19 protein-coding genes and 1 tRNA gene are annotated in these 16,577 nt (G+C 60.6%); 7 read left to right on the forward strand and 13 right to left on the reverse strand.

Annotation, left to right across the window (positions count from 1 at the left end; genetic code table 11):
• Positions 1–292: 292 nt before the first annotated feature.
• The 12 genes from GEV38_RS04925 to GEV38_RS04980 form a co-directional block, all read right to left on the reverse strand.
• A complete protein-coding gene (locus GEV38_RS04925; protein WP_054573173.1) occupies positions 293–1,417 on the reverse strand; it encodes a phage major capsid protein in 1,125 nt (374 codons plus the stop codon).
• Positions 1,418–1,426: 9 nt separating this feature from the next.
• Entirely contained in the window at positions 1,427–2,101 is a 675-nt protein-coding gene (locus GEV38_RS04930; RefSeq protein ID WP_054573172.1) for an HK97 family phage prohead protease, read from the reverse strand.
• Positions 2,102–2,266: 165 nt separating this feature from the next.
• On the reverse strand, positions 2,267–2,473 hold the full coding sequence (locus GEV38_RS04935) for a hypothetical protein (RefSeq protein WP_054573171.1): 207 nt from the start codon (positions 2,471–2,473) through the stop codon (positions 2,267–2,269).
• Between the two features lie 528 nt (positions 2,474–3,001).
• On the reverse strand, positions 3,002–3,295 hold the full coding sequence (locus GEV38_RS04940; protein WP_054573170.1) for a hypothetical protein: 294 nt from the start codon (positions 3,293–3,295) through the stop codon (positions 3,002–3,004).
• On the reverse strand, positions 3,295–4,578 hold the full coding sequence (locus tag GEV38_RS04945; RefSeq protein WP_081013993.1) for an AAA family ATPase: 1,284 nt from the start codon (positions 4,576–4,578) through the stop codon (positions 3,295–3,297). Before GEV38_RS04945 ends, GEV38_RS04940 begins: the two co-directional genes overlap by 1 nt.
• The gene (locus GEV38_RS04950; RefSeq protein ID WP_054573169.1) at positions 4,575–4,982 is read right to left on the reverse strand and encodes a virulence-associated protein E; all 408 of its coding nucleotides are present in this window, start codon (positions 4,980–4,982) and stop codon (positions 4,575–4,577) included. Before GEV38_RS04950 ends, GEV38_RS04945 begins: the two co-directional genes overlap by 4 nt.
• Positions 4,983–4,984: 2 nt before the next feature.
• A complete protein-coding gene (locus GEV38_RS04955) occupies positions 4,985–5,281 on the reverse strand; it encodes a hypothetical protein (RefSeq protein WP_256674072.1) in 297 nt (98 codons plus the stop codon).
• A complete protein-coding gene (locus tag GEV38_RS27570; RefSeq protein WP_239688292.1) occupies positions 5,278–5,436 on the reverse strand; it encodes a hypothetical protein in 159 nt (52 codons plus the stop codon). Before GEV38_RS27570 ends, GEV38_RS04955 begins: the two co-directional genes overlap by 4 nt.
• Before the next feature lie 392 nt (positions 5,437–5,828).
• Positions 5,829–6,053: an AlpA family transcriptional regulator gene (locus tag GEV38_RS04965; protein WP_173895595.1), complete on the reverse strand. Its 225-nt coding sequence runs from the start codon at positions 6,051–6,053 to the stop codon at positions 5,829–5,831.
• 109 nt (positions 6,054–6,162) lie between these two features.
• Positions 6,163–6,960 carry a hypothetical protein gene (locus GEV38_RS04970; RefSeq protein WP_173895597.1) on the reverse strand — a complete coding sequence of 266 codons (798 nt, stop codon included), beginning with the start codon at positions 6,958–6,960 and terminating at the stop codon, positions 6,163–6,165.
• Positions 6,957–8,168 (reverse strand): integrase arm-type DNA-binding domain-containing protein, encoded by a 1,212-nt coding sequence (locus GEV38_RS04975; protein WP_173895598.1) that lies wholly within the window; start codon positions 8,166–8,168, stop codon positions 6,957–6,959. The genes GEV38_RS04970 and GEV38_RS04975 overlap by 4 nt, the downstream gene beginning before the upstream one ends.
• 207 nt (positions 8,169–8,375) lie before the next feature.
• Positions 8,376–8,460 (reverse strand) — tRNA-Leu (locus GEV38_RS04980).
• 107 nt (positions 8,461–8,567) lie between these two features.
• Here GEV38_RS04980 and queA point away from each other — a divergent pair.
• The 6 genes from queA (at position 8,568) to GEV38_RS05010 (ending at position 14,633) form a co-directional block, all read left to right on the forward strand.
• The gene (gene queA / locus GEV38_RS04985; protein ID WP_013971008.1) at positions 8,568–9,617 is read left to right on the forward strand and encodes a tRNA preQ1(34) S-adenosylmethionine ribosyltransferase-isomerase QueA; all 1,050 of its coding nucleotides are present in this window, start codon (positions 8,568–8,570) and stop codon (positions 9,615–9,617) included.
• 14 nt (positions 9,618–9,631) lie between these two features.
• The gene (gene tgt, locus GEV38_RS04990; protein ID WP_013971009.1) at positions 9,632–10,747 is read left to right on the forward strand and encodes a tRNA guanosine(34) transglycosylase Tgt; all 1,116 of its coding nucleotides are present in this window, start codon (positions 9,632–9,634) and stop codon (positions 10,745–10,747) included.
• 42 nt (positions 10,748–10,789) lie between these two features.
• A complete protein-coding gene (gene yajC, locus GEV38_RS04995) occupies positions 10,790–11,125 on the forward strand; it encodes a preprotein translocase subunit YajC (protein WP_003259111.1) in 336 nt (111 codons plus the stop codon).
• A gap of 64 nt (positions 11,126–11,189) precedes the next feature.
• A complete protein-coding gene (gene secD, locus GEV38_RS05000; RefSeq protein WP_015269010.1) occupies positions 11,190–13,052 on the forward strand; it encodes a protein translocase subunit SecD in 1,863 nt (620 codons plus the stop codon).
• 10 nt (positions 13,053–13,062) lie between these two features.
• Positions 13,063–13,971 carry a protein translocase subunit SecF gene (gene secF / locus GEV38_RS05005; RefSeq protein ID WP_013971011.1) on the forward strand — a complete coding sequence of 303 codons (909 nt, stop codon included), beginning with the start codon at positions 13,063–13,065 and terminating at the stop codon, positions 13,969–13,971.
• Between the two features lie 119 nt (positions 13,972–14,090).
• Positions 14,091–14,633, forward strand: a complete 543-nt coding sequence (locus tag GEV38_RS05010; protein ID WP_013971012.1) for a glycine zipper 2TM domain-containing protein — start codon at positions 14,091–14,093, stop codon at positions 14,631–14,633.
• A 216-nt stretch (positions 14,634–14,849) separates the two neighbouring features.
• Here the strand turns inward: GEV38_RS05010 and suhB are convergent, their stop codons facing one another.
• Positions 14,850–15,668: an inositol-phosphate phosphatase gene (suhB, locus tag GEV38_RS05015; RefSeq protein WP_003257850.1), complete on the reverse strand. Its 819-nt coding sequence runs from the start codon at positions 15,666–15,668 to the stop codon at positions 14,850–14,852.
• Positions 15,669–15,819: 151 nt separating this feature from the next.
• Here suhB and trmJ point away from each other — a divergent pair, with 151 nt between their 5' ends.
• The gene (gene trmJ, locus GEV38_RS05020) at positions 15,820–16,575 is read left to right on the forward strand and encodes a tRNA (cytosine(32)/uridine(32)-2'-O)-methyltransferase TrmJ (RefSeq protein ID WP_031325634.1); all 756 of its coding nucleotides are present in this window, start codon (positions 15,820–15,822) and stop codon (positions 16,573–16,575) included.
• Positions 16,576–16,577 lie beyond the last annotated feature (2 nt).

A 16,577-nucleotide genomic window follows, 5' to 3' on the forward strand; every position in this document is an offset into this window, starting at 1 on the left:
GCACCGTTTCGGCCTGTAAGCCGCAAATGACGGGGCTTTCAGGGTCATGCACGCTCGGCATGGGTGTTAAAGCAGCTTTAACATTTTTTTGTTAAAGGAAAAAAATCTGTACGTGGGGTCGGAGGCGGTCTAGCTCCGGGCGAGTGCCCATATTTCGACCGCCCCCCACGTTCGGTGATGTTCGGTGCCTGCCACCAGCTGGAGTATCGCTTGAGTGCTGCGCAGGCTGTCGGGGTTGACTTCGGGGCACTGACCGACTGATCCCCACCAGGATGCCCCGGCCGCATTGCTATCAGGGTGTCGGGGTCAGGTCGACTGATCGCACGGCGTCCTTCGCGAACACAGCCAGACCTGCGCGCAGCTCGGCCAGCAGCGTGACCAGGTTCGTCACTAGGTTGTCGCGGTCGAAGCGGCTGGCGATGACAGTAGGCTGCATGCGGTCCAGGATGCGCACGTGCGCCGGGTCGATGATCAGGCTCTTGCCGCGGGCAAGGCTTGGGCTTTCCACCACCACGTTCTTCCACAGCGTTGCATTCGCCGGGTCTTGTGGGCCGCCCAGCAGGTAAAGACCGTCCGCGCTCTTGCTTGACTGGATGGCGAACCAGTCCATCGGGTTCATCAGCACGACGCTCGGCTTCCAGCCCTCGGACTTCATCGCCGCCGCCGCCTCACCGACACGATCGGTAGGGGTGGTTGCGATGGTCGGGGTGTAGGGGATGGCCTGCTGCAGCAGGCCCAGGATCTTGCCGGTGCCGCCGGCGCCGTTGATGATTTCGCCCTCCAACTTGGACAGCAGGCCGTAGCCCAGCAGGTTGGCGATGTAGGAGCTCAACGAGGCCTCATCGTCGAGCACCTGCACGGATGCACGGGTCCAGTGCGCAATGGTCTGGATGTTGGTGGAGGCCAGCTCAAGGCCGATGTTCGACTCAGCTTTGAGCTCGCCTTCCTTCAGTTGGTAATCGGCGTTGTTGTCGAAGCTTTCGAGCTGTGTGAACTCGTAGGTACCACCACTCACTGGAATGGTGGACAGAACCTCGAGCAGTTGGAATGCAAGGCGCGGGTCGTTCTGAATACCCGCCGCCCGCTCGGCCTGGCCGCTGTACTCGCTGTCGCCAGCTTGTCCACGCCCCGAGTTTACCAGCGCCTTGATGCTCACCCCGGGTAGCTCAACCCGGCCCGAGTCTTTCGCGCCGCCGCGCATTGCTTCCATGCCCTGGGATTTGGTGAAGGTCTGAAGGGCTGTCTTCGTGGTGCTTGGCGCCGGAGCGCCGCGCAGCCGGACGCCCTTCATCTCCAAGTCGGCCAGGCGATCAGAGACCTGGTCAATGTTGGTCTGCACATCTTCGATCTTGCCGGCCAGGCCTTTTACGACTGTGCCGTGGTCTTCAACTGCTTTGGTGAGAAGTTCGAGTGACATATGGATTCCTCAAAGACCCTGAAGGGTCGCTGTGATGTTCTGGAGTCTGGCCGCGATCTGGGCCAGTTCTGCGCTGTTGTCGGCCTGCTCGTCTCGAACAAGGCTGTTCCAGCCGCCCGCCATCAGCCGTTTGGCTTCGCGAGCAGAAAGCCCCAGCACATCACGTGCGGCGCGTTCGAAGTCCCGAGGGTTCGGGTTACTAGGATCGAAAGCGCTCTTCACGCTGACAATCCGGGCGTTGGGGTTGGCGGCGACGGCCACAAGGCTCACCTCCACCAGGTCAATCTGTTTCAACAGCCGTGCGCCGCTCACCAGGACAGCCCCACCCGGCGGAATGGTGTAACCAATGCTCAACGCCAAGGCTCCATCCTTGGCCAGCGCATGCGCTGCTTTGGCCTGAGGAACGTCCAGCGTGAGGCGGCCGGCAGACAGCAAGCCCTGGTCGTCCTCGGCAAAGGACTCCCAGACACCGACAGGGTTTGTTTGGTCATGCTGCCAGAGCAGCGCGGGGCGAGTGCCGGCGGCGGCGTGCTTGGCCAGGCTCTCGGCGAAAGCGCCGGGGGCGATCACATCGCCATGGGCGTCTGGGTCACCGCCAAAGGTGCTGGCATAGCCGGTGAAACTGCCCACCGCCTGATCGGCGGCGAACTTCAATTGCAAAGGCGCGGTTTGGAATGGGCGCATAGGTTCTCTCTCAGAGCAAATAGGAACATTTGCCGCTCAAGGAACGCATCACGCGCAACTGGGACGGGATACAGCACATCACGTGCTGTATGGGTGTCCAGTATACATCATCTTGGGTTGCGCGAAGCACTACCTGTGGGAGCGGGCAAGAAGAATTTCTTGAGATCAGGCGGGCTTGGGGAGACCCAGCTCCTTGGCGATCTGGTCCAGCGAGTAGCCCTGATCTAGCGCTCGCTGAGCATCCCGGACGAGCCTTCTAGTCACCTCGTCTTCGAGCTTCCTGGCCATCGCGTCGGCCTTCCTGGTGATCATCACTGCTAATTCCCGGGGGAACGGGGTTCGCTCGGGGCGCGAGTAGTCACGCTTTGCCATTCGTATCCTCCATTGTCACAAATGCGTTAAGGCGCCCACGGGCCAGCAACGGCAAGGCCTTGAGCGGTTTCTGCGGGTTTTCCAATAAGGCGCAGGTAAGGCGGGGAATCCTCCACTGCGGTTGATCGCGGACCAGCGCACCAGACCAAGCAGGCCGGGTGCTTGAGCCGGTTCCCTGAATTTCCGGATCGATGACGGGTCGAGCCGCGAACCTGGCTGAGGCAGCGCCGGTCAATCGCATGAGCTCGCTCGGCATTCTCACCTGTGGTGGATGCTTCAGACCCGCGCCAGCCCTGGCAGCCAAGGCCGTGCAGCCCAATACGTGAAATCGCGCTTCAACCCTCCTTCCACCCACCGTCACCCTTGCCGATTCGGACCTGTTGAGCCGAGTCGGACCAAATGGTCTGTCTCGGCAATCCACTGTGGCGTTACCGACACACTGTGGCGCGGGCGACACGGTGGAAGATGGTCCGAGGTAACCTCGGTGATTGATCGACGAATCCTCGCCGATGCGTCCGGCCAGGTTCGTCATGGCCCCACCTCTGCACCTGGCCAGCGCGCACGAATATCGGCCAAGGCTTCGGCGCGGGTGATCGGCTCGCTGATCATGGTGAAAGGCCGACACCCGGGCTTCAGTACCGTCCAGTTGCAACGCCGCTCTAATCCGTCGTTCGCGGCCAACTCGGCCAGCAGCGCCAACCGATTCGCCTTGACGTACTTGCGCACATCGTCTGTCAGCTGTGAGGCGGGGGAAATCCGCACTCGCATACCTTGCTTTCTGGCGGTAAACCCACGTTCTAGCAGGTAGTCGAGCGCGGCCATCACAGGTCCTCCGCGTCGTCTTCAAGCGAGGTCGGCAGGGTGGCCCCCGACATCGGAACCTCGTGAAGCATTGGTGCCGCTTCGCCCATTCGTGCCCTTTTTTCCCATTCGTGCCTTTGTTCTTTCTCCGGCACGAATGGGGCATGAATGGGCACGAATGGTGGAAATACCGAGAATGCACCTTCGGCTTGAGGGAGTGACCAGAGCGTTTTGATCTCCTTTCCGAACCCCTCTCGAACTGTCACTACCGATAGTTTTTCGCGGGCTGTTCGGGTCTGCTTTGCGCTAAAGCCGTTCTCTGCCATCAGGCTTTTGGCCTGCTTACCTATCATCGGGCCATCTTTGAGGATTCGCCGTAGCGCTTCTGACGGATCATCGTCATTCAGGCGAGTGTCATCCTCCGCCCCCTCAACGTCGCCCAGGATTTCCCGGGCTGAACCTTCGATCAGATCGCCCCAGGCAACGTGGGTGGTCGTTATCTCGCCGTCAATGGTGCAGGTTTCGATGGTGTAGGAGACGCCCCCCTCGTCGGTGCCAATGTTCGACTTTGCTCGCGCCAGCACCCGCAGGTCGGAATCTTCCTGCTTGGCAGCTACCAGCACCGTTCGCGCCAGCGCAGAGAAAGCCTGTGAGCCGATCACCCGATCAGTCGGTGATGAGCCCGCGCCGCCCTTGGCAAAGTGAGAAATTCCCACGATGGCGCAAAGGTTCTGCTCCGCAAAGTCCACCACGCCCTGCAGCGCTCGGCGCACATCGTTGGCCTTGTGCATGTCGCCCTTCACAGCGCTGACGATTGGGTCGAGCATCAGCAGCGACACGCCGCCAATCTCGTTTGCAGTCTCTCGCAGCAGGGCAATGTCGTTGGCCGGGTCAAAGGGGTCAGCGTCACCCTGGGCGTTGGTGCGCCCTTGGATGATGTAGACCCGGCTCATGTCAGCGCCAGCAGCGGTCAATCGGGGAATCAACGTATCGGCGGGATCATCCTCGCTCGACCAGATGAGTGCATTGCCTGGCTCGCTGCAACGGCTGCCGTCAGGCCAGCGCCCGCCCGTGGTGATGGTGGCGATCAGGCCGATCAGCAGCGTGGTTTTCCCGGTACCGCCAGCGCCAGCGAGGATGTGCAGCTTCCCCTTGGCCAGCCAGCCGGGCCACAGCCAGCGGATGGCAACGGGCTTGATCGATGCAGCACTGGCCACCTTCACTTTCCATACTGCTGGCGCTGCTTCGCGGGTGATTGCGCTGAGTGGTTCTGTCCATTCTTCGGCAAATCGATCAGTCGTCATTTGACCCCCAGACGCTGCTTGGCGAGGTTGAAGCGCACCAGGTCGTCACCTGCCAGACTCCCTTGCTGCTGGAGTGATTGGCCGATCCGAAACACCATGCGCTCATGTTCAATTGCAGCCTTACTTGGCCCGCGCCGTGGTTGCTTGTCACCGGGGAACAAGTCACGCAACTCCAGGCCAATTGCCGAGACAATCTCTTTAGTTGTGCAACCGGCCCAGCACTTGAGCAAGACAACTCCCTCCGAAGTTTCGCTAATTGCCAAGCTCGGGTTCTTGTCATCGTGTGCAGGGCAGCAGGCTTTCCATTTGTCGGCGCCAGCGGACTTAACTTTGTCTAACCGGTTAAGCACTTTATCCAGGCAAGCCGATCCCATCGGCGCAAGTGCGCCGTTTTGAATGTTCATGGTTATGCTCCGGGTTTAACTTCGGACAGATGGAAAGTCGCTGCAGCGCCAGTGTCAGACAAGTTGCCTACGAGACTGCCCAGGCTTTTGAGTAACCAACCAATATCTGTTACAACTTCTGGATTCAGGCCGGTGTCACCATTCGAGGCGGTACACGCCAGCAGATGACCGATGCCAGATATGCCGTGTGCGAGCACGGTCACGCAGCTTTCAGTCGCCTGCTCAGCCGCTTTCAACTGGTCGGCGTTCATGTTTTTCAACGCTTCATGACGGGGCAGAAGATCGTTCCAGTAGCTCACTGCACACCCCCTTGGGCTTCCAGGGCGCGGGCTTGGTCCATGTGGTGGTTGTAGCGCTTCAAGCGGACGGACAGGGACGAGCTGGCGCGGAGGGCGCTGAGGGCCATCTTACGATGTGCAAGGGCACGGATTTTGGACGGAATGATGGCGGTCATGGTTGTAGCTCCTTCTTTGGCTGAGGAGCTGCCACGATCCTTCCTACGGGATTGGGTGGCAGCTGTGCACGGGGTAGGAATACCGGGAAAGAAGGAACCCGGCCAGGCCGAAGCCTGCCCGCACACAGCCGCCATAACACGGGACTGCGAGCACAAAAAAAGCGCCAGCAATCGAAATGGGGCGCCTGTGCGCCTTCTTAAATTCGGGTTCCTACGCCCGGTCGCTGAATTTGCAGCGACAGGCGAACGATAGCCGCGAAGCGCATCGCAAGCAACCGATTTCTTCATTCGTGCCCATTCGTGCCCCATTCGTGCCGGGGAAGAAACAAGGGCACGAATGAGAAAAAAGGGCACGAATGGGCGAAAGGGCATGAATGGAGCGGCGAGAGTCATCACGCCACCTCCCCACGGCTGGCTGCGATCTGCTCATCACACCAGGCATGAATCTCGGCCTCGATCCACACGACCGACTTCGGACCGAGGGTGACTTGCTTGGGGAACGCGCCAGCAGCGATACGGCGGTAAATCTCGGTGCAGGACAGGCCAGTGATCGACTCAACGTCCTGGCGCTTGATGAAGCGGCGAGCTGGTGGGGTGATGTTGGTAGGGTTAGCCATCGTCTGCGCCTCCTTGGGCGGTTTCGGTAATCGACGATGGCAATGCTGGCGGGTGTTGATCGGAGAGTCATTGCAACTGCAAAAATCAGTTTTGCAGTTGCAATTGCAGTCAGTCTCTAGCGGCCATTGCCTCTGTGAGTTTGCGATTTGCCTGAGAGAATATTTTCTCTAGGTTGCTCTTGCTCAGTCCCCGGAGGTCATACTTTTCCAAGATTTCATCTATAAGAGATGATTGATTGTGATTCTTAGTTCTGCCGTTTGTAAGGATTTCCACAAGTGCAGCAACTGCCAGTACATAAGATGGTGGCTCGATCTGGGGGAGCCTCTCAGTTGAGAGGACTTCTGACAGCTTTTGTCCGCTTTCTGGAGCGAAGTTGTACAGGTCCACCTCTGCAAGACAATGATTGTTTTTTAATATTTTAATGTCTGGTGGTTCTGCTGGTAGATTGTTGTTTGCTAATTCTGCTAGCTCATATATTTCATGAGGGTAGAACCCAGATTCCGCAAAGGAGGAGAGGTTGTCGTTGGTGTCGCTAATATATTGATTGGTGTCATTGTCTCGGATTGCATAAAAATTATTATTATCATCCATTAAGACGTAGGAGCGCTCTGTTTGGTTTATGACCATTTCGCACAAGGGGAGGTCAAGTGAAAAGCATAAGCCAACATCTCGGTCTTCGGTCATAAAATGTAGCTTGGATATTGAAGGTATGTCTCTAATTTCATCAGCGAACTCATGCTTCAACTTGACTACTGTTCCTAAACAGCTGTAATTGGCTGTAAGCCAGCCAAGCTTGTGAAGATATTTTAAGTCTTCAGCTGAAACCCTTTCATTGATGAGGCTGGATAGGAGCTCAGCAGCTTCGGCAGGAGAGATATGGGGTTTGAATTTGCTGAGCTTGCTCACTTCGATATGCTCCGAATAGAAACGACGTTAGCGCCGGCGCAAAGGGCGTCAATCTCATCTGCCCAGTTCTGCATCATTTCCCGCCGCTGCTCCAGGTAGTGCGCATGGTTGTACGTGTCGCGGATCGAGTCTTGATCGCCATGGGCTAGTTGCCGCTCGATCCAGTCCCGGTTGTAGCCTCGGGTGTTCAGGCTGGTGCTCAGCAGATGGCGGAAACCGTGGCCAGTCTGGCGCCCCTCGTAACCCATTGAGGAAAGCGCCTTGTTCACCGTGTTCTCGCTCATTGGTCTGGCCCGGTCGTTGCGCCCAGGGAAGGCGAGGGGATAGGTGCCGGTCAGTTCGTGCAGGGCACGCAGCAGGACAACGGCCTGGCGTGGGAGCGGGACGATGTGAGGGCGCCGTGCTTTCATCCGTGCCGCAGGGATCGTCCAGGTAGCTGACTCCAGGTCGAACTCTTCCCAGGGCGCCAGCCGCAGCTCGCCGGGACGCACGGCTGTCAGTAGCAGCAGGCGAATGGCGATCTTGCTGGTGAAGTCGCACTGGGCTGTCTCCAGCTTCTCCAGCAGCGTGGGAAGCTCGGCCTCTGATACGTGCGGGTGGTGGCGAGTGCGCGGGGCGTGCGCGGCTACCACGTCCAGATCGGTGGCGGGGTTGCCTGGCACCACACCCTTGGCCAGGCCGAAGCGGAATATCTGGCTCAGCCACTGGCGAACCTTGCGGGCGACGTTGAACGCCTCGCGCTGCTCGATCTTGCGTACCAGGTCTACCAGTTCAGGGCGCTGGACCTCGGCGGCGGGCCGCTTACCAATTACCGGGAAAATGTCTGACTCCAGGTACTGCAGGGCCTTCGACGCGGTGGCCGGTGCCCAGCGTGGCTGGTTGTAGTCGTACCACTCCCGCGCCAGCGATTCGAGCGTCAGGGCCTGGGTCGCGGCGGCTGCCTTCTCCTGCTGTTTATGAGCGCTTGGGTCAATGCCCTGCGCCAGCAACTTGCGAGCGGCATCCCGGCGTTCGCGTGCCTGGGCGAGGGTGACAGCGGGGTAGGTGCCCAGGCCCAGCATCTTGGCCTTGCCCTCAAATCGGTAGCGAAGGCGCCACAGCTTTCCGCCAGCGGTTGTCACCTCAAGGCAAAGGCCCTGGGCGTCAGCGAGGCGATAGAGCTTGTCGCGGGGTTTGGCGGTGCGGATGGCGGTATCTGTGAGCGCCACGGGCGTTCCTCGCAGTGGCCGACCGGCGCAGGATTGCGGTCGATGTGTGAGTAGGATTCAGGACCGAACTCGTCCTACTCACAAATCTACTCACATACTTGAGGGCTTACAAGGGAACCACTGGGAACGATGGGCACAAAAAAACCGGCTCAGTGGCCGGTTTTCCTGGTGTTCCGGGTCTGGTAGGGACCGCTTGGAACTATGTGATGGTGCCCCGAGGGAGACTCGAACTCCCACTCCTTTCGAAAACGGATTTTGAATCCGCCGCGTCTACCAATTCCGCCATCAGGGCTTGTGGCGCGCAGTATAGAGAGCCACCGCTGGTCGGTCAATCGGCTTTCATGGTCAATTTTCACACATTGGGCTAAACTTCCCGGCCCTGCCGAACCGAACATCATCATGCGCGTCGCCGATTTTTCCTTCGAACTCCCCGATTCCCTGATCGCCCGCCACCCGCTGGCCGAGCGCCATGGCAGCCGTCTGCTGGTGCTCGATGGGCCAACCGGCGCGCTGGCGCACCGGCAATTCCCCGATCTGCTCGAGTACCTGCGCCCCGGCGACCTGATGGTGTTCAACAACACCCGGGTGATCCCGGCGCGGTTGTTCGGCCAGAAGGCTTCCGGCGGCAAGCTGGAAGTGCTGGTCGAGCGCGTGCTCGACAGCCATCGGGTGCTGGCCCATGTGCGCGCCAGCAAGGCGCCCAAGGTAGGCGCGGTCATCCTCATCGATGGCGGCGGCGAGGCCGAAATGGTCGCACGCCATGACACGCTGTTCGAGCTGCGCTTCACCGAAGAGGTGCTGCCGCTGCTCGACCGTGTCGGCCACATGCCGCTGCCGCCGTACATCGACCGCCCCGACGAGGGCGCCGACCGTGAGCGCTACCAGACTGTGTACGCCGAACGAGCCGGTGCAGTCGCCGCACCGACCGCAGGCTTGCACTTCGATGAGGCGTTGCTGGAGAAGATTGCCGCCAAGGGTGTAGAGCGTGCCTTCGTCACCTTGCACGTGGGCGCGGGCACCTTCCAGCCGGTGCGGGTCGACAAGATCGAAGACCACCACATGCATAAAGAGTGGCTTGAAGTGAGCCAGGAGGTGGTCGATGCCATCGAGGCTTGCCGCGCCCGTGGCGGCCGGGTAATCGCAGTCGGCACCACCAGCGTGCGTTCGCTGGAGAGCGCAGCGCGCGATGGCGTGCTCAAGGCCTTCAGCGGCGATACCGACATCTTCATCTACCCGGGCCGGCCGTTCCATGTGGTCGACGCCTTGGTCACCAATTTCCACCTGCCGGAGTCCACGCTGCTGATGCTGGTCTCGGCCTTCGCCGGCTACCCCGAGACCATGGCCGCCTACGCGGCAGCGGTCGAGCAGGGGTACCGCTTCTTCAGTTACGGTGATGCCATGTTCATCACCCGCAATCCGGCGCCACGCGGGCCCGAGGATCAAGCATGAGTCGCACCTGTCGAATGTCCTTCGAACTGCTGGCCACCGACGGCAAGGCCCGTCGTGGCCGCATCACCTTCCCACGGGGCACCGTGGAAACGCCGGCGTTCATGCCGGTGGGCACCTATGGCACGGTCAAGGGCATGCTGCCGCGCGACATCGAAGCCATCGGCGCCGAGATGATCCTGGGCAACACCTTCCACCTGTGGCTGCGCCCGGGCACCGAGGTGATCAAGAAGCACAACGGTCTGCACGACTTCATGCAGTGGAAAGGCCCGATCCTCACCGACTCCGGTGGCTTCCAGGTGTTCAGCCTGGGCGCCATGCGCAAGATCAAGGAAGAAGGCGTGACCTTCGCCTCGCCGGTCGATGGCGCCAAGGTGTTCATGGGCCCGGAAGAGTCGATGCAGGTGCAGCGTGACCTGGGCTCGGACGTGGTGATGATCTTCGACGAGTGTACCCCGTATCCGGCCGAGCACGATGTGGCGCGCGCGTCCATGGAGCTGTCGCTGCGCTGGGCCCAGCGCTCGAAGAACGCCCACGCCGACAACACCGCGGCGCTGTTTGGTATCGTCCAGGGCGGCATGTACCAGGACCTGCGCATGCGCTCGCTGGAAGGCCTGGAAAACATCGGCTTCGACGGCCTGGCCATTGGCGGTCTGTCGGTGGGCGAGCCCAAGCACGAAATGATCAAGGTGCTGGATTACCTGCCGGGCCAGATGCCTGCTGACAAACCTCGTTACCTTATGGGGGTAGGCAAACCGGAAGATCTCGTTGAGGGTGTGCGCCGCGGCGTCGACATGTTCGACTGCGTGATGCCGACGCGTAACGCGCGCAACGGTCATCTGTTCGTCGATACAGGGGTGATCAAGATTCGCAATGCGTTCCATCGCCACGATGATTCGCCGCTGGATCCGACCTGTGACTGCTACACCTGCACCAACTTCTCCCGCGCCTATCTCCATCACCTGGACAAGTGCGGCGAAATGCTGAGCAGCATGCTGAATACCATCCACAACTTGCGCCATTACCAGCGCTTGATGGCCGGTTTACGCGAGGCTATTCAACAAGGTAAATTGGCCGCCTTTGTCGACGCCTTCTACGCCAAGCGCGGGCTTCCTGTGCCGCCTTTGGACTGACTGTCTGCATCCATTATTAGAAAATTACATTAGGAGTGCCCAATGAGCTTCTTGATCCCCGCCGCTTACGCGGACGCCGCTGCACCTGCCGCCGGCCCAGCCGGTACCGGCTTCGAGTGGATTTTCCTGGTCGGTTTCCTGGTCATCTTCTACCTGATGATCTGGCGCCCGCAGGCCAAGCGTGCAAAAGAGCAGAAGAACCTGCTGAGCAACTTGCAGAAGGGTGACGAAGTTGTCACCAACGGCGGCATCGCTGGCAAGATCGTCAAGGTTTCCGATGATTTCGTGGTCCTGGAAGTTTCCGACAACGTCGAGCTGAAGTTCCAGAAGGGTGCCATCGCGGCCACCCTGCCAAAAGGTACGCTCAAGGCTATCTGAGTTACCGGTTTCATTTTTCCAGTCGGGGCGCGCAAAGCGCCCCGCGTCTTGAACGGGCGGCGTGATGCTGAACAAATACCCTCTGTGGAAATACGCACTGATCGTGCTGGTACTGGCGATCGGTTTTATTTATTCCGCTCCCAACCTCTACCCGGATGATCCGGCGGTACAGATCAGTGGTGCCAGCTCGGCGCTGCAGGTGAACCAGGCCGACCTCGACCGCGTCAGCAAGGCGCTGGGCGATGCCAAGATCGCCGTCAAGGGCGTGAGCCTGGGTGAGAAGGGCAGCGGGCTGATCCGCCTGACCAATCAGGAAGACCAGCTACCAGCCAAGGATGTAGTGCGCAAGGCACTGGGCGATGATTACGTCGTGGCCCTGAACCTGGCCCAGACTACCCCGCAATGGCTGCGCAACCTGGGCGCAAGCCCGATGAAGCTGGGCCTGGACCTGTCCGGTGGTGTGCACTTCCTGCTGGAAGTGGACATGGACAAGGCCATGAACGCCCGCATGAAAGTCTACGAAGGCGAGGTCAAGACCTTGCTGCGCAAAGAGCGCGTCCGCTACCGCAGCCTGCCTCAACAGGATGGCGGCATCATGCTGGGCTTTGCTGACGATGCTACCCGCGAACAGGCTCGTGTCCTGATCCGCAAGAATTTCAATGACTTCGACCTGACCACCACCGAGCGCAACGAGCTCGCCGTGCTGCGTCTGGCGCTGACCCAGGCGAAAGTCGCCGAGATCCGCGAATACTCGATCAAGCAGAACCTCACCACCGTCCGCAACCGGGTCAACGAGCTGGGTGTGGCCGAGCCGCTGGTACAGCGCCAGGGCGCCAACCGCATCGTGGTCGAGCTGCCAGGCGTGCAGGACACTGCCGAAGCCAAGCGTATCCTGGGTAAAACCGCCAACCTGGAGTTCCGCTTCGGTGCCGAGCCGGGTGCGTCCAAGGCCACTACCGAGGTGTTCGAGTTCCGTGAAGGCGGCCGCTCCGCCGCGGTCGAGCGCGGCCTGATCATCACTGGTGACCAGGTGACCGACGCCCAGGCCAGCTTCGACGAACAAGGTCGCCCGCAGGTGAACATCCGCCTGGATGGCCACGGTGGCGAGCTGATGACCCGCGCTACCCGCAGCAACGTCGGCCGCAGCATGGCGGTGATCTTCATCGAGCAGAAGCCGGTCACCCGCTACGTCAAGCAGACCGTCGACGGCGTCGAGAAGGACGTTGCCGTACAGAGCTTCCAGGAAGAGAAGAAGATCATCAGCCTGGCGACCATCCAGTCGCCGCTGGGCAGCCAGTTCCGCATCACCGGCCTGAACGGCCAGGGCGAATCGTCCGAACTGGCCCTGCTGCTGCGTGCCGGTGGCCTGGCTGCGCCGATGTACTTTGCAGAAGAGCGTACCATCGGCCCAAGCCTGGGTGCCGACAACATCACCAAGGGTATCGATGCGTCGCTGTGGGGCATGTTGTTCGTCTCGCTGTTCATCATCGCCATCTACCGCGCCTTCGGTGTGATCGCCACCATCGCCCTGGCAGGCAACATGGTCCTGCTGCTGGCGCTGATGTCGCTGTTGGGTGCTACCCTGACCCTGCCGGGTATTGCCGGTATCGTGTTGACCATGGGTATGGCGGTGGACGCCAACGTGCTGATCTTCTCGCGTATCCGCGAAGAGCTGAACGCCGGCATGTCGGTGCAACGCGCCATTCATGAAGGCTTCAACCGCGCCTACACCGCGATCATCGACGCCAACCTGACCAGCCTGCTGGTCGGCGGCATCCTGTTCGCCATGGGTACCGGCCCGGTCAAGGGCTTTGCGGTCACCATGTCCCTCGGGATTTTCACCTCGATGTTCACCGCCGTCATGGTGACCCGTGCAATGGTCAACCTGACCTGCGGCGGGCGTGACATCAAGAAGCTGTGGGTTTGAGGGAGCTGCGATGAAAACCATCAACTTCATGGGCGTGCGCAATGTCGCGTTCGCCGTTACCGTGCTCCTCACCGTGCTGGCACTGTTCAGCTGGTGGCAGAAGGGCCTGAACTTCGGCCTGGACTTCACCGGCGGTACGCTGATCGAGCTGACCTACGAGCGCCCGGCCGACCTCAAGGCGGTGCGTGCCGAGCTTGTCAATTCCGGCTTCCACGAGGCGGTAGTGCAGAGCTTCGGTGCCACCACCGACCTGCTGGTGCGCATGCCGGGTGATGACCCGCAGTTGGGCAACAAGGTAGCTGAAGCCCTGCAGAAGGCTGGCGGCGACAACCCGGCCAAGGTCAAGCGTGTCGAGTTCGTTGGTCCGCAGGTGGGTGAAGAGCTGCGCGACCAGGGTGGCATGGGCATGCTTCTGGCCCTGGGCGGCATCCTTATCTACCTGGCCTTCCGCTTCCAGTGGAAGTTCGCCGTGGGCGCGATCGTCTCGCTGATCCACGACGTGGTGGTGACCCTGGGTATCCTGTCGTTCTTCCAGATCACCTTCGACCTGACGGTGCTGGCAGCGGTGCTGGCGATCATCGGCTACTCGCTGAACGACACCATCGTCGTGTTCGACCGGGTGCGCGAGAACTTCCGCGTCATGCGCAAGGCCTCGCTGATCGAGAACATCAACGTTTCCACCACCCAGACCCTGCTGCGGACCATCGCCACCTCGGTTTCGACCTTGCTGGCCATTGCCGCGCTGCTGTTCTTCGGTGGCGACAACCTGTTCGGCTTCTCGCTGGCACTGTTCATCGGCGTCATGGCCGGTACCTATTCGTCGATCTATATCGCCAACGTGGTACTGATCTGGCTGAACCTGAGCAGTGAAGACCTGATCCCGCCAGCCAAGACCGATGGTGTGGACGACCGTCCATAAGGCGTGCTCCACGCCGTTTGGCGGCCAAAAAGGCGCGAGTGTTGAACTCGCGCCTTTTTTTTTACTCCAAGGCTGGGAGAAGGCGGGTCGGACCCGCGGGTGATGATCAGGAGGTTCGTGTGAACAAATCAATGCTTGTGGGTGCGGTACTGGGTGCTGTCGGTGTGACTGCCGGAGGTGCTGTCGCGACCTACAGCTTGGTCAACAAGGGGCCTGAATATGCACAGGTCACCGACGTGCAACCGATCAAACAACAGGTAAAAACCCCCCGTGAAGTCTGCAAGGACGTCGCCGTGACGCGTCAGGCGCCGGTCAAGGACCAGCACCAAATCGCCGGTACCGTGGTGGGCGCCATTGCCGGTGGCCTGCTGGGTAACCAGATCGGTGGTGGTAGCGGCAAGAAGATCGCCACCGTTGCCGGTGCGGTCGGTGGTGGTTATGCCGGTAACAAGGTGCAGGAGGGCATGCAGGAGCGTGACACCTACACCACCACGCAAACCCGCTGCAATACGGTCAACGATATCAGTGAGAAGGTGGTGGGCTACAACGTGAAGTACACCATCGGCGACAAGGTCGGGCAGGTGAAGATGGATCACGAGCCCGGTTCGACCATTCCACTGGACAAGAATGGCAAGCTGATCCTGAGCGAAGCCGGGCAGTAAGGCCCGGCGCGGTCTGCTCTTTGTAGGAACGGCCTTGTGTCGCGAAAGGGGTGCGAAGCAGCCCCGACAATCTCTGATAGGTCGCGGATTCTGGGGGCGCTTCGCACCCCTTTCGCGACACAAGGCCGCTCCTACAGGGATCGCGAAAGTCTTGGGATATGGTTACAGGCATAAAAAAGCACCCCGAGGGGTGCTTTTTTTGCCAGCAATCCGCGCTTAGCGCTTCATGTTCTCTGGCAGGTGCGGCTGGATAGCGGTCAGCACGGCCTTGAAGCATTTGATGTTGCCCGCAACGATATGGCCCTTCTCGAGGAAGTCATGGCCGCCGTTGAAGTCGCTCACCAGGCCGCCCGCTTCCTGGATCAGCAGCACGCCGGCCGCCATGTCCCATTCGGACAGGCCCGACTCCCAGAAAGCGTCAAAACGGCCGGCGGCCACGTAGGCCAGGTCCAGGCTGGCGGAGCCGGCGCGGCGGATACCGGCGGTCTGGCCAGTCAGGGCGCGGAACATGCCCAGGTAGTTGTCCAGGTCGGCCATCTGGCTGTCACGGAACGGGAAGCCGGTACCCAGCAGCGCGCCTTCCAGGCTGGTGCGCGAGCTGACACGCAGGCGGCGACCATTGAGCTGGGCGCCACGGCCGCGGCTGGCAGTGAATTCTTCCTGGCGAACCGGGTCGACGATCACGGCGTGCTCAAGGCGGCCACGGTACTTGCAGGCGATGCTGACCGCGAAGTGCGGGATGCCGCGCAGGAAGTTGGTGGTGCCGTCCAGCGGGTCGATGATCCACAGGTAATCCTTGCCTTCTTCGCCGCTACCCGCGTGCAGGCCGGTTTCCTCGCCCTGGATGGAGTGGTTCGGGTAGGCCTTGCGCAGGGCGTTGACGATGCTCTGCTCGGCGGCGCGATCGACTTCGGAGACGTAGTCCTTGGCCTCTTTCTCATCGACCTTGATGCTATCCAGGCGTTCGATGGAGCGGAAAATCAGTTCACTGGCGCTGCGAGCGGCGCGCAGGGCGATATTCAGCATAGGCTGCATGGGCGGGTCACCTGGAGATGTTAAAGAAGAAAGCCGATCATTCTAGCAGAAAACTTTGGCGGCAGAAGTGTCACATTTGCTTTCATGGCGTTACGTCTGTCGGTTCTGTAAGATCGAAGGCCCTGATTCCTGCATCTGTGAGCACAACACCTTGCTGCAAAATATTCGTGTTGTTCTGGTCAATACCAGCCACCCCGGCAACATCGGCGGCGCTGCGCGTGCCATGAAAAACATGGGCTTGTCGCGTCTGGTGCTGGTACAGCCGAAAGAGTTCCCCGCCGTGGATGCTAGTGCCCGAGCCTCGGGTGCCGACGATGTGCTGGACAATGCCCAAGTGGTCGACAGCCTCGAGCAGGCGTTGGTCGGCTGCAACCTGGTAATGGGCACCAGCGCCCGCGAGCGGAGCATCCCCTGGCCGTTGATCGGCCCGCGCGAGTGCGGGGCCAAGGCGGTGGAGCATGCCAACGGTGGCGAGGAAATCGCCCTGGTGTTCGGGCGTGAACACGCCGGCTTGACCAACGAAGAACTGCAGCGATGTCACTTCCACGTGCACATTCCCTCCAACCCCGACTTCAGCTCGCTGAACCTGGCCGCCGCTGTCCAGGTGCTCTCCTACGAGGTGCGCATGGCCTGGCTTGCCGCCGGTGCAGCGCCGGGCAAAGTCGAGAAGGTTGACGCCAGCGAGCTGGCGACGATGGACGAAATGGAGCTGTTCTACGACCACCTGGAAAAGACCCTGGTCGGTATCGGCTTTCTCGACCCCGAAAAGCCCAAGCACCTGATGCCGCGCCTGCGCCGGCTGTATGGGCGGGTGGCGGTCGAACGTTCGGAAATGAGCATTTTGCGCGGCATCCTCACCGAGACCCAGAAAGTGGTCCGGGGCGAGCCGCATAAACGGAAGGACTGACA

The organism is Pseudomonas sp. 13159349 (assembly GCF_013305685.1).
In the GTDB taxonomy this organism is placed as follows: domain Bacteria; phylum Pseudomonadota; class Gammaproteobacteria; order Pseudomonadales; family Pseudomonadaceae; genus Aquipseudomonas; species Aquipseudomonas asiatica.

Excerpts from the sequence above, each read along its gene's own strand:
- suhB (WP_003257850.1), bottom strand. The coding sequence starts at position 15,668 with ATGCAGCCTATGCTGAATATCGCCCTGCGCGCCGCTCGCAGCGCCAGT.
- GEV38_RS04950 (WP_054573169.1), bottom strand. The coding sequence starts at position 4,982 with ATGAACATTCAAAACGGCGCACTTGCGCCGATGGGATCGGCTTGCCTG.
- GEV38_RS04930 (WP_054573172.1), bottom strand. The coding sequence starts at position 2,101 with ATGCGCCCATTCCAAACCGCGCCTTTGCAATTGAAGTTCGCCGCCGAT.
- tgt (WP_013971009.1), top strand. The coding sequence starts at position 9,632 with ATGTCCTTCGAACTGCTGGCCACCGACGGCAAGGCCCGTCGTGGCCGC.
- yajC (WP_003259111.1), top strand. The coding sequence starts at position 10,790 with ATGAGCTTCTTGATCCCCGCCGCTTACGCGGACGCCGCTGCACCTGCC.
- GEV38_RS04945 (WP_081013993.1), bottom strand. The coding sequence starts at position 4,578 with ATGACGACTGATCGATTTGCCGAAGAATGGACAGAACCACTCAGCGCA.
- GEV38_RS04940 (WP_054573170.1), bottom strand. The coding sequence starts at position 3,295 with ATGGCCGCGCTCGACTACCTGCTAGAACGTGGGTTTACCGCCAGAAAG.
- queA (WP_013971008.1), top strand. The coding sequence starts at position 8,568 with ATGCGCGTCGCCGATTTTTCCTTCGAACTCCCCGATTCCCTGATCGCC.
- secF (WP_013971011.1), top strand. The coding sequence starts at position 13,063 with ATGAAAACCATCAACTTCATGGGCGTGCGCAATGTCGCGTTCGCCGTT.
- secD (WP_015269010.1), top strand. The coding sequence starts at position 11,190 with ATGCTGAACAAATACCCTCTGTGGAAATACGCACTGATCGTGCTGGTA.
- GEV38_RS04935 (WP_054573171.1), bottom strand. The coding sequence starts at position 2,473 with ATGGCAAAGCGTGACTACTCGCGCCCCGAGCGAACCCCGTTCCCCCGG.
- GEV38_RS27570 (WP_239688292.1), bottom strand. The coding sequence starts at position 5,436 with ATGACCGCCATCATTCCGTCCAAAATCCGTGCCCTTGCACATCGTAAG.
- GEV38_RS04925 (WP_054573173.1), bottom strand. The coding sequence starts at position 1,417 with ATGTCACTCGAACTTCTCACCAAAGCAGTTGAAGACCACGGCACAGTC.
- GEV38_RS04965 (WP_173895595.1), bottom strand. The coding sequence starts at position 6,053 with ATGGCTAACCCTACCAACATCACCCCACCAGCTCGCCGCTTCATCAAG.